Below are 14980 nucleotides of genomic sequence, written 5' to 3'. Positions count from 1 at the left end.
GGGCGCAAGCCGCGGGAAAGGGGCGCAAGGTGGGGGAAAGGGGCGCAAGGTGGGGGCGGAGAAAACGATGGCGTGGGGGCGGAGAAAACGATGGCAAGCATTATCCAGCATTTGTGGTTCCGGGCCGACATGGCCGGAGCGCTTGAAACCTATACCCGGCTGATTCCCGGATCGGCCGTCGAATGGACGTCGGCGCTGCCGGCGGAGTCTCCCGCGGGACCGGCCGGCAGCGTCAAGATCGCCGCCTTCCGGCTCGGCGACCAGCGCTACCGGGCGATCGAGGCGGAGGCGCCCTGGGCCTTCAACCACACGTTCTCGGTGATGGTGGAATGTGAGGATCAGGCGGAGGTCGACCGGCTGTGGGATGGTCTCTCGGACGGCGGCGAGATCCAGCAATGCGGCTGGCTGCGCGACCGCTGGGGCCTCTATTGGCAGATCACGCCGCGCCGGCTCACCGAGCTGATGAACGATCCGGATCCGGCGGTGGCCAAGCGCGTCGCCGAAGCCATGCTCACCATGGTCAAGATGGACATTGCCGGGCTCGAGGCCGCGGCAGCGGCACGATAAGGCGGGCGCCGGTCAGGCGCCCAGCCAGTCGCGCATCACGGCGGTGACGGCGCCCGGCGTCTCCAGCGTCGGCAGGTGTCCGGCGCCGGCCATGACTTCCAGACGGCCGCCGGGGATCAGCTCCCGCATCTCGCGCGCCAGCTCCGGCGGCGTCAGCCGGTCGCCGTCGCCGACGACGATGGTGGTCGGGCAGGCGATGGCGGCGAGGGAGGGGCGCGAATCCGGCCGGCCGAGGATCGCGCTCTGCTGGCGGATGAAGGCCTGCGGCCCGGTCGCGGCCGCCATCTGCGTGACGATCTCGCGCAGCGCCGCGTCCTCCTGCCGGTCTTCATGGACGAACAGGGGAAACAGCGCGGGCGTCACCTGGTCGAAGCGGCCGCTGTCGGCCAGCGCCATCAGGCGGCGGCGGTTCGCCGTCTGCTCCGCGCTGTCGGGGCGCGCGGAGGTGTCCAGCAGCATCAGCCGCGTGACCCGGTCCGGCGCCCGGCGCATCACTTCCATCGCGATGTAGCCGCCCATCGACAGGCCGGCGAGGGCAAAGCGCGGCGGCGCCGCCGCCAGCAGCCGGGTGGCGATCGCCGCGATGGTGTCGTCCTGGCGGTGATCTGCGACCGAAATGACGGCGTCGGCGCCGGCCAGATCGCCGATCTGCGGGGCGTAGAGCGCCTCGGTGCAGAGCAGGCCGGGGACAAGGACGAGCGGATCCATCGGGGTCTCCTGCGGTGCCGTATCAGGCGGGGGGTGTCAGGCGGGGCGGGCGAACAGCATCATGTAGTTGACGTCGGTGTCGGAGGTCTCCTGCCAGCGGTCGCGCAAGGGATCGAAGGAGACGCCGCAGCGCTCGACCTCCCGCAATCCCGCCGCCGCCAATGGCTCCAGCAGCTCCTGCGGGCGCACCAGTTTCTCGTAGGAGTGGGTGCCGCGCGGCAGCCAGCGCAGGACATATTCCGCCCCGACGATTGCCAGCGCATAGGCCTTCAGCGTGCGGTTGATCGTTGCGACGAACATCAGCCCGCCGGGCTTCACCAATTGCGCGCAGGCCCGGAGATAGAGCGGCACGTCGGCGACATGCTCGACCACCTCCATGTTGAGGACGACGTCGAAGCGCTCGCCCGCCGCCGCCAGCGCCTCGGCCGTCGTCGCGCGGTAGTCGATGGCAAGGCCGGAGCCGGCGGCGTGGATCTTCGCCACCTCGATATTGGTCGCCGAGGCGTCGGCGCCGGTGACCTGCGCGCCGAGCCGGGCCATCGGCTCGCTGAGCAGGCCGCCGCCGCAGCCGATGTCGAGCAGGCGCAGGCCGGAAAAGGCATCGGCGGCCTTCTCGTCGCGGCCGAAATGGGCGCTGACCTGGCGCTTGATATAGGCAAGGCGCACCGGATTGAACTTGTGCAGCGGGCGGAACTTGCCGGCCGGGTCCCACCATTCGGCGGCCATCGCCGAGAAGCGGGCGACCTCGGCGTCGTCAACGGTGCTGCCGGCTCCGCCGGCTCCGGTCTGTGCGGCGCTCATGCTGCTGTCCTTTCGGGTTTCCCTTGCAGGTTTGGTCGATTGTCGCAGGCGCTTTGTCAAGCGTGGCAGTTGCGGCGGCGGGCCGCAGTCTGTATGGATGTCGCCCGATCCGGCCCGCTGTTCCGGCGGCCGACGCTCACCTTCTCGAAGACGACATAATACAGCCCATGGCCCGTCTGGTTCTCAAGTTCGGCGGAACCTCCGTCGCAAATCTCGAACGCATCCGCAACGTGGCGCGGCATGTGAAACGGGAGGTCGACGCCGGCCATCAGGTGGCGGTGGTCGTCTCCGCCATGGCGGGCGAGACCAACAAGCTGGTCGGCCTGTGCCGCGAGGCGTCGCTCTTGCATGATGCCCGCGAATATGACGCGGTCGTGTCGTCGGGCGAACAGGTGACGAGCGGCCTCCTCGCCATCGTGCTGCAGGACATGGGCGTCGAGGCCCGGTCCTGGCAGGGTTGGCAGATCCCGCTGAAGACCGACGCCCAGCACGGCGCCGCCCGCATCACCGACATCGACGGCAACCGGCTGATCGAGCGGCTCGACAAGGGCCAGGTGGCGGTGGTCGCCGGGTTCCAGGGGGTCGCCCCCGACAACCGCATCGCGACGCTCGGGCGCGGCGGCTCCGACACCAGCGCGGTGGCGCTGGCCGCGGCGATCCGCGCCGACCGCTGCGACATCTACACGGATGTGGACGGCGTCTACACCACCGATCCGCGCATCGTGCCGCGCGCCCGCCGCCTGGAGCGCATCGCCTTCGAGGAAATGCTCGAAATGGCCTCGCTCGGCGCCAAGGTGCTGCAGGTGCGCTCGGTCGAGATGGCCATGGTTCACGGCGTGCGCACCTTCGTGCGCTCCAGCTTCGACGACCCGGATGCGCCGCAGCTCGGCGCGGGCGGCCTGCCCCCGGGCACACTCATCTGCGACGAGGACGAGATCGTGGAACAGCAAGTGGTAACCGGCATCGCCTTTGCGAAGGACGAGGCGCAGATTTCCATCCGCAACGTGGCCGACAAGCCGGGCGTCGCCAGCGCCGTGTTCGGCTCGCTGGCCGATGCCAACATCAATGTCGACATGATCGTCCAGAACATCTCGCCGGACGGGCGCACCACCGACATCACCTTCACGGTGCCGGAGAGCGATTACGACCGTGCCTTCGCGGTGCTGCGCGACAAGAAGGAACTGATCGGCTACCAGGCGATCGAGGGCGCGCGCGACGTGGTCAAGGTCTCGGTGATCGGCATGGGCATGCGCTCGCATGCGGGCATCGCCGCGCGCTGCTTCCAGGGCCTCGCCGAGAAGGGGATCAACATCCGCGCCATCACGACGTCGGAGATCAAGATCTCGGTTCTCATCGATTCCGCCTATACCGAGCTTGCGGTGCGGACTCTCCATTCGCTATACGATTTGGACGGGTAAGCGATCCGCGGCACCTGCCGCCTCGCGATGCGGGCCTTCGGACCCGCTGGCCCCTGACGGTGGTGCGGAAAGGATCTGACGGGTGATGCGGAGCACTCTCGCCGGGCCGCGCGTACTGTTGCGGCGCCTCCGCGAGGTCATGGCGGAGCCGATCAACGCGCAGGAGCGGCTGGACAAGATCGTGGTGCTGATCGCGGCCAATGTGGTGGCCGAGGTCTGCTCCGTCTACATCCTGCGCGCCGATGGCGTGCTCGAGCTTTACGCCACCGAGGGCCTCAACCGCGACGCGGTCCACAAGACCAGCCTGAAGGTCGGCGAGGGTCTGGTCGGCCTGATCGCTGCCGATGCCCGGCCGCTCAACCTGCCCAACGCCCAGGCGCATCCCGCCTTCGCCTATCGCCCGGAAACCGGCGAGGAGGCCTACAACTCCTTCCTCGGCGTGCCGATCCTGCGCGCGGGGCGGACGCTCGGCGTGCTCGTCGTCCAGAACCAGTCGCACCGGACCTATTTCGAGGATGAGGTGGAGGCGCTGCAGACCACGGCGATGGTGATCGCCGAGATGGTCGCCGCCGGCGAGTTGGAGGCCATCGTCCAGCAGGGCACCAAGCTCGACCTGACGCGGCCGATGCATTTCCAGGGCGTGGCGCTGTCCGACGGGGTCGGCCTTGGCCATGTGGTGCTGCACGAGCCGCGCGTCGTGGTCACCAACCTGATCGCCGAGGATGCCGGCGTCGAGCTGGAGCGGCTGGAGCGGGCGATAAACCGGCTGCGGATCTCGCTCGACGATCTCCTCAATTCCGGCGACTTCGCCCAGCATGGCGAGCATCGCGACGTGCTCGAGGCCTATCGGATGTTCGCCCATGACCGGGGCTGGATCCGCAAGATCGAGGAAGCGATCAACAACGGCCTGACCGCCGAGGCGGCGGTGGAGAAGGTGCAGTCGGACACGCGGGCGCGCATGCTGCGCCAGACCGACCCCTATCTGCGCGAGCGGCTGCACGACCTCGATGACCTCGCGCATCGGCTGATCCGCGAGCTGATGGGCCGCCAGCACGGGCCCTTGTCGGAAACCCTGCCGCAGGACGCGGTGATCATCGCCCGCAACATGGGCGCGGCGGAACTGCTCGACTATGGCCGCGAGCGCATCCGCGCGATCGCGCTGGAGGAGGGCGGCCCGACCAGCCACGTCACCATCGTCGCGCGGGCGCTCGGCATTGCCGCGGTCGGGCTTGCGGACAATCTCGTCAGCCTTGCGGAAACCGGCGACCCGATCATCGTCGACGGCGAAAGCGGCCAGGTGCATCTGCGCCCGGCGCCCGATATCGAGAACGCCTATGCGGAGAAGGTGCGCTTCCGCGCCCGCCGCCAGGCGCAATACCGGCGGCTGCGCAACAAGCCGTCGATCAGCCGCGACGGCATCGACATCTCGCTGCAACTCAACGCCGGCCTCCTGGTCGACCTGCCGGCCGTGGCGGAATCGGGGGCGAGCGGCGTCGGCCTGTTCCGCACCGAATTGCAGTTCATGGTCGCCTCCGCCTTCCCCAGGATGAGCGAGCAGCGCGACTATTACCGGCAGGTGCTGGATGCGGCCGGCGGGCGGCCGGTGACCTTCCGCACGCTCGACATCGGCGGCGACAAGGTGCTGCCCTATCTGCGGGCGATCCAGGAGGAAAACCCGGCGATGGGCTGGCGGGCGATCCGCTTCGGCCTCGACCGGCCGGGCATCCTGCGCACCCAGGTGCGCGCCCTGCTGCATGCCGCGTCCGGCCGCGACCTGAAGCTGATGTTCCCGATGGTCACCGAGGTCGCCGAGTTCCACAAGGCGCGCGGCGTGGTGGAGCGGGAGCTGAAGCATCTGCGCCGGCACGGCTATCCGGTGCCCGAGCGCTTGATGCTCGGCGTGATGATCGAGGTGCCGTCGCTGCTGTATCAGCTCGACGAACTCTATCAGGCGGTCGATTTCGTCTCGATCGGCTCGAACGACCTGTTCCAGTTCTTCAGCGCCGTCGACCGGGGCAACACCCGGGTCGCCGGCCGCTTCGACACGATGAGTCCGGCCTTCCTGCGGGCGCTGAAACATATCGTCGACAAGGCCAATGCCTATGCCACGCCGGTGACCGTGTGCGGCGAGATCGCCGGTCGGCCGCTGGAGGCGATGGCGCTTGCCGCGCTCGGCTATCGCCATCTGTCGATGTCGGCCTCGGCGCTCGGACCGGTGAAGGCGATGGTCCGCACCCTTGATGTCGGTCGGCTTGCCGCGCGCCTGCTGCCGAGGCTGGACGAGCCGGCGGCTGCTGCCGATATCCGCGGCTTCCTGCGGCGCTTTGCCTCCGACACGGATGTCGCCTTGTAGCGAGCCTGCCAGCGACCCTGCGCGCCAGGCCTGCTTCGGCCCGCAAGGGCCTTCCTTCCCCCATCTTGAGGATCGCAACGCCATGATCCCGGCGGACAAACTGGATGCGCTGCTGACGCGTGTCGCCGAACTGGAATACCGGATGACCCAGAATCCGGACCCGGAGACCTATGTCCGGCTGGCGCGCGACTATGCCGAACTGGAGCCGCTGGCCGCGCGCATCACCGCGCTGCGCAAGGCGGAGGCGGAACTGGCGGGCGTCGAGGCGATGCTGACCGACCCGGCCGCCGACGCGGAGATGCGCGAGCTTGCCGAGATCGAACGGGACGACTTGCGCGAACGCGTCGAGGCCTTGGCGCAGGCGGTGCGCATCGGCTTCCTGCCGAAGGACGTGGCGGACGACCGCAACGTCATTCTCGAGGTGCGGGCCGGAACGGGGGGCGATGAGGCGGCGCTCTTTGCCGGCGATCTCTTCCGCATGTACCAGCGCTATGCCCAGTTGAAGGGATGGAAGGTCGAGATCCTGTCGGCGAGCGAGGGCGAGGTCGGCGGCTTCAAGGAAGTGATTGCGTCCGTTGCCGGCGACCAGGTCTTCGCCCGGCTGAAGTTCGAATCCGGCGTGCACCGGGTGCAGCGGGTGCCGGAGACCGAATCGGGCGGGCGTATCCACACCTCGGCGGCAACGGTGGCGGTGCTGCCGCAGGCCGAGGACGTGGATGTGCAGATCAACGATGCCGATCTGCGGATCGATACGTTCCGCGCCTCCGGCGCCGGCGGCCAGCACGTCAACACCACCGATTCGGCGGTGCGCATCACCCATATGCCGACCGGCATCGTCGTCGCCGTGCAGGACGAGCGCTCGCAGCACAAGAACAAGGCCAAGGCGCTTCAGCTCCTGCGCGCCCGCATCTTCGACGAGGAACGCGCCCGGCTGGCGAGCGAACGGACGGAGGCCCGCCGCCTGCAGGTGGGATCGGGCGACCGGTCGGAGCGCATCCGCACCTACAACTTCCCGCAAGGGCGGGTGACCGACCACCGGATCGGCCTGACGCTGTACAAGCTGCCCGAGGTGATCGGCGGCGAGGCGCTCGACGACGTGATCGAGCCGCTGGCGCTCGACCACCAGGCGACCCTGCTGGCGGCGGAAGGGCTGTGAGCTCGAGCTCGAACCCGCGCGACCGGCGGCTCGGTACCCTGTGCCGCGAGGCGCGGGCGCGTCTTGCCGAGGCGGGCGTTGCGGCGGCGGCCCTCGACGCGCGGCTGCTCGTTGCTGCTGCGGCGGGTGTCGAGCCGGCCGTGCCGCTCACCGATCCCGAGCGGGAGATCGGCGAGGCGGCGCTGGCTCTGGCGGACAGCCATATCGCGCGCCGGCTCGCCGGCGAGCCGGTCGGACGGATCCTGGGTGCGCGCGAGTTCTGGGGGCTCCCCTTCGCCCTGTCGCGCGAGGTGCTGGAGCCGCGCCCCGATACCGAGCGGCTGGTGGAGGCGGTGCTGGCCTGGTGCGACGAGGGCAAGGGACGGGACCACCCGTACCGCTTCGCCGATCTCGGCACGGGCAGCGGGGCGATCGCCGTGGCCTTGCTGAGCGAGCTGCCGAAGGCCGTGGCGGTGGCCTCCGACCTGGCGCCCGGCGCTTTGGCAACGGCGCGCGACAACGCCCGGCGCAACGGTGTCGGAGCACGGTTTCTCGCCTGCCGGGGCGATTTTGCCGCGATGCTGGCGCCGGGACTGGATTTCCTTGTCTCGAATCCGCCCTATATTTCCCTTACGGAAGAATCCGGCCTGTCCCGGGAAGTGCGGCAGTACGATCCCCACGCGGCGCTGTTTGCCGGCGAGGACGGACTCGATGCCTATCGTGCGATCCTGCCGCAGGCGCGGGAGCGTCTTGTCCGATTCGCGCCGGTGTTTCTGGAGATCGGCGCCTCCCAGGCGCTTGCCGTTGCGGCATTGGCACAGTCGGCGGGGTTCGACGATATCGCGATATTTCAAGACCTTGCCGGATGCGACAGGGTCTTGCGGCTACGCTGTGTTGCAAAATAGCGGCAGATCCGGGGCTTGTAAAAAAGACGCTTGGAAAACCGGACGGAACGGGCTAGGTTCACCTCGCCGAGACCCGACGGGGGTGGCGTTAAAAGCCACGGGTGGGCAGTTCGAAAGTTATCGAGGCTTTTCGTTCCGGCCAGATCTCGCATCGCATGACGGGACTCACCGTCGGCAAGGATGCCCGAAGGACCGCAGGGTCCCGGGATCACTCGGCATCGGTCTGTTCAAGATGAACCCTTAGAGTCAAGCGGGATTGAGCGGCATGTGCCGTTTCGCGGTCCGCTGAAGGTCTCTTGATTGGCCCACGCAACACCGGCTTCGTGCGGTTGCGTTTCATGGCGCCGGCTCCCCGAGAGCCGGACTCCTGACCGGATTTGCCGGTCGCCGTTCTTGAGAGTTAACGGCAGAATGAGACCAGGAAATCAGAGCAACAAGCGCATCCGCGGCCGTGGCCGCAAGGGACCGAATCCGCTTTCGCGGACGTATGAATCGAACGGTCCCGACGTCAAGATCCGCGGAACGGCGCATCATGTAGCCGAGAAGTATCAGCAGCTCGCCCGCGACGCGTCGGCAGCCGGTGATCGCGTCATGTCGGAGAACTATCTCCAGCATGCCGAGCACTACCTGCGGATCATCGCCGCGGCGCAGCAGAGCATGCACCAGCCGGTGGTCCTGCCGCGCGGCGACGAAGCGGAGGACGAGGCGGAGGAGCTTGAGGAGCGCAATGAGCGCACCGAGCGCGCCGACCGCCGCGAGCGGGATCGCGATCGCGATCGGGACCGTGACCGTGATGGGGGAGCGCAGGCTTCGGCAAAGCCGGTCATGCCGGTGGACGCACCGCAGCCGTTCGTCGACGACATTCCGGTCCTCAACACCAAGTCGTTCCCCGGCCAGCCGACAGAGGCCGAGGCAGAGGACGATGCAGGCGATGCGGATGGCGATGCCGACGACCGGGGACGCCGCCGGGTTCGCGGCGCACGCGGACGCGGACTGCGTCGCAACCGCACCGCCCAGGGCGAGGCCGGAGCGCCCGACGAGAAAATGAACGGCGTCGAGCATTCCGCCGCCGCGGAGGCCGAGGTTGCCGTCGAGGCGCCGGAGGACAAGAAGCCGCGGGCGCGCCGCGCGCCGCGCAGCCGCAAGCCGGCCGAGGCGGAGGCGGCGCCGACAGACGCCTGATCCCAGGACGGATCCGCGGCGAGCCCCTGCGCCGAACATCACAGCGACAAGGCCGCGGCACGCTCCGCGGCCTTTTTGCTGTCGGGCGCCGGATCCGCAATGCCCCCCTCTTTTGTGCTCGAAATGCAACACTATATGGTGGGTGCGGCCCTTATCGGGCCGTGCGGATGCCAGTGCGGGTCCGCATTCCGAAAAGGCGGCCTTGCTGCGGGGGGCTGTCGGATCTGGAGGTCATCATGGATTTCGAGAAATACACGGAGCGGGCGCGCGGGTTCGTCCAGTCGGCGCAGACCCAGGCGCTTGGCCAATCCCACCAGCAATTCACGCCCGAACATCTTCTGAAGGTTCTGCTGGACGACCCGGAAGGGCTGGCCGCCGGCCTGATCGACCGCTCGGGCGGGCGCTCGCGCGATGTGCTTGCCGCCACCGAGAAGGCGCTCGCCACCTTGCCGAAGGTGTCGGGCGGCAGCGGACAGCTCTATCTTTCGCCCGCCCTTGCCCAGGTTTTCGACCAGGCGGAGAAGCTGGCCGACAAGGCCGGCGATTCCTATGTCACGGTGGAGCGGCTGCTGGTCGCGCTGGCGATCGTCAAGGACAGCGCCGCCGGCAAGGCGCTTGCCGATGGCGGCGTCACGCCGGTGCGGCTCAACGAGGCGATCAACGACCTGCGTAAGGGGCGCAAGGCCGACACCGCCTCGGCGGAAGGCCAGTATGACGCCCTGAGCAAATATGCCCGCGACCTGACCCAGGTCGCCCGCGACGGCAAGCTCGACCCGGTGATCGGCCGCGACGACGAGATCCGCCGCACCATGCAGGTGCTGTCGCGCCGCACCAAGAACAATCCGGTGCTGATTGGCGATCCGGGCGTCGGCAAGACGGCGATCGCCGAAGGTCTGGCGCTGCGGATCGTCAATGGCGACGTGCCGGAGAGCCTGAAGGACAAGAAGCTGCTTGCCCTCGACATGGGCTCGCTGATCGCCGGCGCGAAGTATCGCGGCGAGTTCGAGGAGCGCCTGAAGGCGGTTCTGTCCGAGGTCCAGGCGGCGGCCGGCGGCATCATTCTGTTCATCGACGAGATGCACACGCTGGTCGGCGCCGGCAAGGCGGATGGCGCCATGGACGCCTCCAACCTCTTGAAGCCGGCGCTGGCGCGCGGCGAGCTGCACTGCGTCGGCGCGACCACGCTCGACGAGTACCGCAAGTATGTAGAGAAGGACGCGGCGCTGGCGCGGCGCTTCCAGCCGGTCTTCGTCGATGAGCCGACGGTGGAGGACACGATCTCCATCCTGCGCGGCATCAAGGAGAAATACGAGCTGCATCACGGCGTGCGGATCACCGATTCGGCGGTGGTGGCGGCGGCGACCCTGTCCAACCGCTACATCACCGACCGGTTCCTGCCGGACAAGGCGATCGACCTGGTCGACGAGGCGGCGAGCCGCCTGCGCATGCAGGTCGACAGCAAGCCGGAGGAACTGGACGAGCTCGACCGGCGGATCATCCAGCTCAAGATCGAGCGCGAGGCGCTGAAGAAGGAGACCGATCCGGCGGCCCGCGACCGGCTCGACAAGCTCGAAGGGGAGCTTGCCGACCTGGAAGAGGAATCGGACGCTCTCACCGCCCGCTGGCAGGGCGAGAAGGAGAAGCTGTCGTCCGAGCAGAAGCTGAAGGAGCAGCTCGACCAGGCCCGCATCGATCTGGAAAAGGCGCAGCGCCGGGGCGATCTCGCCAAGGCCGGCGAACTTGCCTACGGCGTCATTCCCGGGCTCGAAAAGGCCCTGGCCGATGTCGAGGCGAGGGGTGGCGCCGACGGGGCGATGGTCGAGGAGGCGGTGACCACCGATCATGTCGCCCATGTGGTGTCGCGCTGGACCGGCATCCCGGTCGACAGAATGCTGGAAGGCGAGCGCGAGAAGCTGCTGCGCATGGAGGACGAGCTGGCACGGCGCGTCATCGGTCAGCAGGAAGCGGTGCATGCGGTCTCAACCGCCGTGCGCCGGGCGCGGGCCGGTCTGCAGGATCCGAACCGGCCGATCGGCTCGTTCCTGTTCCTCGGGCCGACCGGCGTCGGCAAGACCGAGCTGACCAAGGCGCTGGCGGAGTTCCTGTTCGACGACGAGACGGCAATGGTCCGCCTCGACATGTCGGAATACATGGAGAAGCACTCGGTCTCCCGGCTGATCGGCGCGCCTCCCGGCTATGTCGGCTATGAGGAAGGCGGTGCGCTGACCGAGGCGGTGCGGCGGCGGCCCTATCAGGTCGTGCTGTTCGACGAAATCGAGAAGGCCCATGGCGACGTGTTCAACGTGCTGCTGCAGGTGCTCGACGACGGGCGGCTGACCGATGGTCAGGGCCGGACGGTCGACTTCCGCAACACGCTGATCGTGCTGACTTCGAATCTCGGCGCCGAGTATTTGGTGGCCCAGCCGGAGGGAGAGGATTCCTCCGCGGTGCGCGACCAGGTGATGGCGGTGGTGCGCGCGTCGTTCCGGCCGGAATTCCTCAACCGGCTCGACGACCAGATCCTGTTCCACCGCCTGCAGCGCTCGCAGATGGCGGCAATCGTCGACATCCAGCTCAAGCGGCTGGAGAAGTTGCTCGCCGACCGCAAGATCGGCCTGCACCTGGATGCCGGCGCCCGCGACTGGCTGGCCGAGAAGGGCTACGACCCCGCCTATGGCGCAAGGCCGCTGAAGCGGGTGATCCAGCGCGAGGTGCAGGACCCGCTGGCCGAGATGATCCTGGCCGGACGGGTCGCCGACGGACAGTCGGTCGTCGCCACCGCCGGGTCGGATCGGCTGCTGTTCGAAGTGGCGACATCGGAAAGCGCGGCGGCCTGATCCGTTCGCACCTGCCGAAAGACAAAGGCCCGGGCAGCGATGCCCGGGCCTTCTGTCTTCTGCCCTGCGGGCCAGGTCGTCCTGTCAGACCGTTTCGTCCCGTCAGTTGATGGCGGCGGCCGAGGCGGAGGCAATCCGCGAGGGGCCGGCGGCCCGCTCGACCAGGGCATCGATGCGCTCGCGCTCGCGGTGGAAGGCGGCCAGCAGGTCACCTTCGAGCACCCGTCCGCGCGGCAGGCGGATGCGCATCGGGTTCACGAAGCGGCCGTTCACCTTGACCTCGTAGTGAAGATGCGGGCCGGTCGACAGGCCGGTCGAGCCGACATAGCCGATGATCTGTCCCTGGTTGACCTTGACGCCCTCGCGGATGCCCTCGGCGAAGCTGGTCAGATGGCTGTAGGTGGTCTCGTAGCCGTTGGCGTGCTGAAGCTCGATGCGCTGGCCATAGCCGGAGACCCATCGCGCCTTGGTGACGGCGCCGTTGCCCGCCGCCATGATCGGCGTGCCGCGCTGGGCGGACCAGTCGACGCCGCTGTGCAGCCTCATGACGCCGACGATCGGGTGGCGGCGCATGCCGAAGCCGGAGCGGAACTGGCCGCCCGACAGCGGCTTGCGCATCAGGAACTTCTTCGCGCTCTTGCCGGTCTCGTCATAGAAGTCGACCTGCCCGTCGTCGGGCGTGCGGAACCGGTAGAACCGATGCATGGTGCTGCGGGTGGTCAGGGCCGTGTAGAGGATCTCGGCCGGAACGTTGTCGGCATTCTGCTCCAGGCCGTAGAAGACCTCGAAGGAATCGCCCGGCTTGACCCGCGACTTGAAGTCGACGTCGAAGGAGAAGATCCGGACCAGATCGGTGATCATCTCCGGCTGCATCTCCTGTTCGAGCGCGGTCTGGTAGAGACTGTCGTAGATCGTCGGAGTGGTTCCGGCATAGCCGACGCGATCGGCCTCGGCGAAGGCATCGGCCAGGAACGTGTCGGGCGCCTGGGCCGCGACGAACTCCCCCGTATCCGAGCGGGCGATGGTGGCGCGGTGCTCGGTGTCGGCATAGAGGCTGACGCGCTGCGGCTGCAGCCGGCCGGCCTCGTCCGGGCTGGGAGCGAGCGCGATGCGCAGGCGCTGGCCCATTTCCAGCTTCTCGATGCCGTATTCGCGAACGAAGGCGTCGACGATGCTGGCCGCGTCCTCCTCGGTCGCGTAATTCGCCATCAACTCGTCCTGGAAGCTCTCCTCGCCGCTGACCGGAACGATCTTCTCTTCCATGCCGGCATAGATGTCGGAGGTCTCGCTCTTGGAGACGAAGGAGACGTTTTCCGGCGTGATGCGCACGCTGAGGCGGGACAGCTCCGGCTGCTGGGCCAGATGAAAGTCGAAGCGGCCCGGATCGATCACCGGTCCGCTGGCCTCGTCGACCGAATTGCCGGCCAGGAAGCGGGCCGACTGGCGGACGAACTGCTCGATCTCCAGTTCCTCATAGCCGCTGTCGGCGGTCGCGAGCGGGTTGTCGAGCGGGAAGTCGCGGGTGCTGATCGTCACCTCGCCCTCGACGCGGGCATCGTAGAGCGCATCGCTGACGGCGCGGGCCGGGATGACGTTGGCATCGGAGAAAAGCTGGAGCGGGTTGAAGGGCGGGATGTTCTCGGAGGTCTCGCGCGAGGCGCGCGTGGCAAGCGTGGCGGTGACCAGCGCATAGGGCCTCAGCTTGATGTGATCGCGTCCGTCGATGCGGTTGACGGTGGAGACCGGGATGACATGCCGGTTGGAATATTGCGCGGCGGCCCGGATGACGCGGTCGCCCTTGGCGGAGCCGCTGCCGCCGACGGTTCTGGAGGCGGTGACTTCCGGCTGGTCGCCGCGCGAGGGCGCCGCCGAGACCTTGTACTGGCCGTCTAGCGCGGCAAACAGGGCTCCGCCCATCAGCGTGACCGAGGTCAGGCCGGTCAGGACCGAGCCCGTAAGCCATCGCAAGCTGACCCGGCGCCGATCCGGCAACTGGTCGCGCTCGTCATAGACCATGAGGGGCGGCTCATCGCCAAGGTCCGGCGAGGTGCGGTGTGTCGCGCCGAGATGCATCCTGTCCTTCTCGTCGTGCTCGGTCCCTGCGGCCGACGCCCGTCGGCACCGGCCCGCAACTGCCTTCGTTCTTGCAGGCCGTTGCCGGCCCGTCCCTGCGTCTCGCGATCTCGCCTGCCCCGGCGTTCGACGCGATCCCTGCTTGCCCCGGAAGGCCTGGCGAACAGGCCCCCCGGCCTTGGCCAGACAGTGTCCGGCAGTGCCCGGCAATAGAAAGAGCCGCGCATCCAACCATGCCCCGCATGCCCAGGCCAAAGCCAGTCAAAGGCGCTGGTCGAGCCGGTGTGGCCGGAGCGGCGCAGGCGGCATCATAGGAACCCCGAAGGACAAGAGCAATCTGGCGTATTTGTGACGCGACCTTGCCACAATTCGCGATGTGCCGGGAATTGGCCGCTCGGCGCCCCCGCCGCGCTGTCTCCCGTGCCGTCTCCCGTGCCCGTCCGCGCAGGCACGGAGCGCATTTGCGCGCGGGGGCTCGTTAGAAGCCGTGCCGCTGGTGTGCTTCGGGAACGTGCTTCGGGGCCGTGCTTCAAGCTGCGTGTGCTGCCGGCGCGCCGACGATGGGCGCCGACGATGGGCGCCGGGGAGGGCAGGGGGATGGAGGGAGGATGACGTCCGGATGACACGAAAGCGGGGCTTGCGGGGCGGCCGAGCTGCTTCAAGGGGCCGGTTTTGCCGGTTCCGGCGGCGAGGTTCCGGGTCTCAAGGCCCCGCCGCTTCCGTTGCCCTCTCTCCTGTGCATATTGTTAGTGTGTTGATATTGTTTTGGTTTGTGTGTTTGTTGGGTATGTTTTCCCCAAGTGGGGTTGGTGGTTTGGATTGGATTTTTGGTTTGGTTTGATTTTTTTTGCGGAGGTGGGTTGACGGTCCGGGTGGGTGGTGAGTATATAGCTCCCACAACGACGGCGCCGCCGGGGTTCACCGGCGGCTTTGACTGTCGCTATCACCTGATACGAACTGACATGGGGTTGCGCCCTTCGGGGTGCCAGGATTTCTTGTCG

Annotated in this window: 10 protein-coding genes; 7 read left to right on the top strand and 3 right to left on the bottom strand. The window is 68.0% G+C overall.

Annotated features, from left to right (window positions below):
• Window positions 1-90: 90 nt before the first annotated feature.
• Complete coding sequence (locus TSB10P1A_RS22275; protein WP_186390170.1) at window positions 91-567, top strand: VOC family protein; 477 nt, start codon at window positions 91-93, stop codon at window positions 565-567.
• Window positions 568-579: 12 nt separating this feature from the next.
• Here TSB10P1A_RS22275 and TSB10P1A_RS22270 read toward each other — a convergent pair whose 3' ends face one another.
• Both TSB10P1A_RS22270 and ubiG read right to left on the bottom strand, forming a co-directional pair.
• Window positions 580-1275, bottom strand: a complete 696-nt coding sequence (locus TSB10P1A_RS22270; RefSeq protein ID WP_186390169.1) for an alpha/beta fold hydrolase — start codon at window positions 1273-1275, stop codon at window positions 580-582.
• Window positions 1276-1311: 36 nt separating this feature from the next.
• Entirely contained in the window at window positions 1312-2076 is a 765-nt protein-coding gene (gene ubiG / locus TSB10P1A_RS22265) for a bifunctional 2-polyprenyl-6-hydroxyphenol methylase/3-demethylubiquinol 3-O-methyltransferase UbiG (protein ID WP_186390168.1), read from the bottom strand.
• 167 nt (window positions 2077-2243) lie between these two features.
• Between ubiG and TSB10P1A_RS22260 the strand changes: the two genes are divergently transcribed.
• The 6 genes from TSB10P1A_RS22260 (at window position 2244) to clpB (ending at window position 11906) form a co-directional block, all read left to right on the top strand.
• On the top strand, window positions 2244-3494 hold the full coding sequence (locus TSB10P1A_RS22260; RefSeq protein ID WP_186390167.1) for an aspartate kinase: 1251 nt from the start codon (window positions 2244-2246) through the stop codon (window positions 3492-3494).
• 85 nt (window positions 3495-3579) lie between these two features.
• Window positions 3580-5847: a phosphoenolpyruvate--protein phosphotransferase gene (ptsP, locus tag TSB10P1A_RS22255; RefSeq protein WP_186390166.1), complete on the top strand. Its 2268-nt coding sequence runs from the start codon at window positions 3580-3582 to the stop codon at window positions 5845-5847.
• An 82-nt stretch (window positions 5848-5929) separates the two neighbouring features.
• On the top strand, window positions 5930-7003 hold the full coding sequence (gene prfA, locus TSB10P1A_RS22250) for a peptide chain release factor 1 (RefSeq protein ID WP_186390165.1): 1074 nt from the start codon (window positions 5930-5932) through the stop codon (window positions 7001-7003).
• On the top strand, window positions 7000-7887 hold the full coding sequence (gene prmC, locus TSB10P1A_RS22245) for a peptide chain release factor N(5)-glutamine methyltransferase (protein ID WP_186390164.1): 888 nt from the start codon (window positions 7000-7002) through the stop codon (window positions 7885-7887). Before prfA ends, prmC begins: the two co-directional genes overlap by 4 nt.
• Before the next feature lie 300 nt (window positions 7888-8187).
• Window positions 8188-9069, top strand: coding sequence for a DUF4167 domain-containing protein (locus TSB10P1A_RS23865; RefSeq protein ID WP_371515155.1), 882 nt, complete (start codon window positions 8188-8190; stop codon window positions 9067-9069).
• Window positions 9070-9305: 236 nt separating this feature from the next.
• Window positions 9306-11906, top strand: a complete 2601-nt coding sequence (gene clpB, locus TSB10P1A_RS22235; protein ID WP_186390163.1) for an ATP-dependent chaperone ClpB — start codon at window positions 9306-9308, stop codon at window positions 11904-11906.
• Window positions 11907-12008: 102 nt separating this feature from the next.
• On the opposite strand, the gene TSB10P1A_RS22230 is transcribed toward clpB, so the two are convergent.
• Window positions 12009-13979, bottom strand: a complete 1971-nt coding sequence (locus TSB10P1A_RS22230) for a M23 family metallopeptidase (RefSeq protein WP_186390162.1) — start codon at window positions 13977-13979, stop codon at window positions 12009-12011.
• Window positions 13980-14980 lie beyond the last annotated feature (1001 nt).

Origin of the sequence: Stappia sp. TSB10P1A, assembly GCF_900185725.1 — a bacterium.
GTDB lineage: Bacteria > Pseudomonadota > Alphaproteobacteria > Rhizobiales > Stappiaceae > Stappia.
Note: the sequence above shows the minus strand (reverse complement) of the source record. Positions and strands in the feature narration are given on the sequence as shown.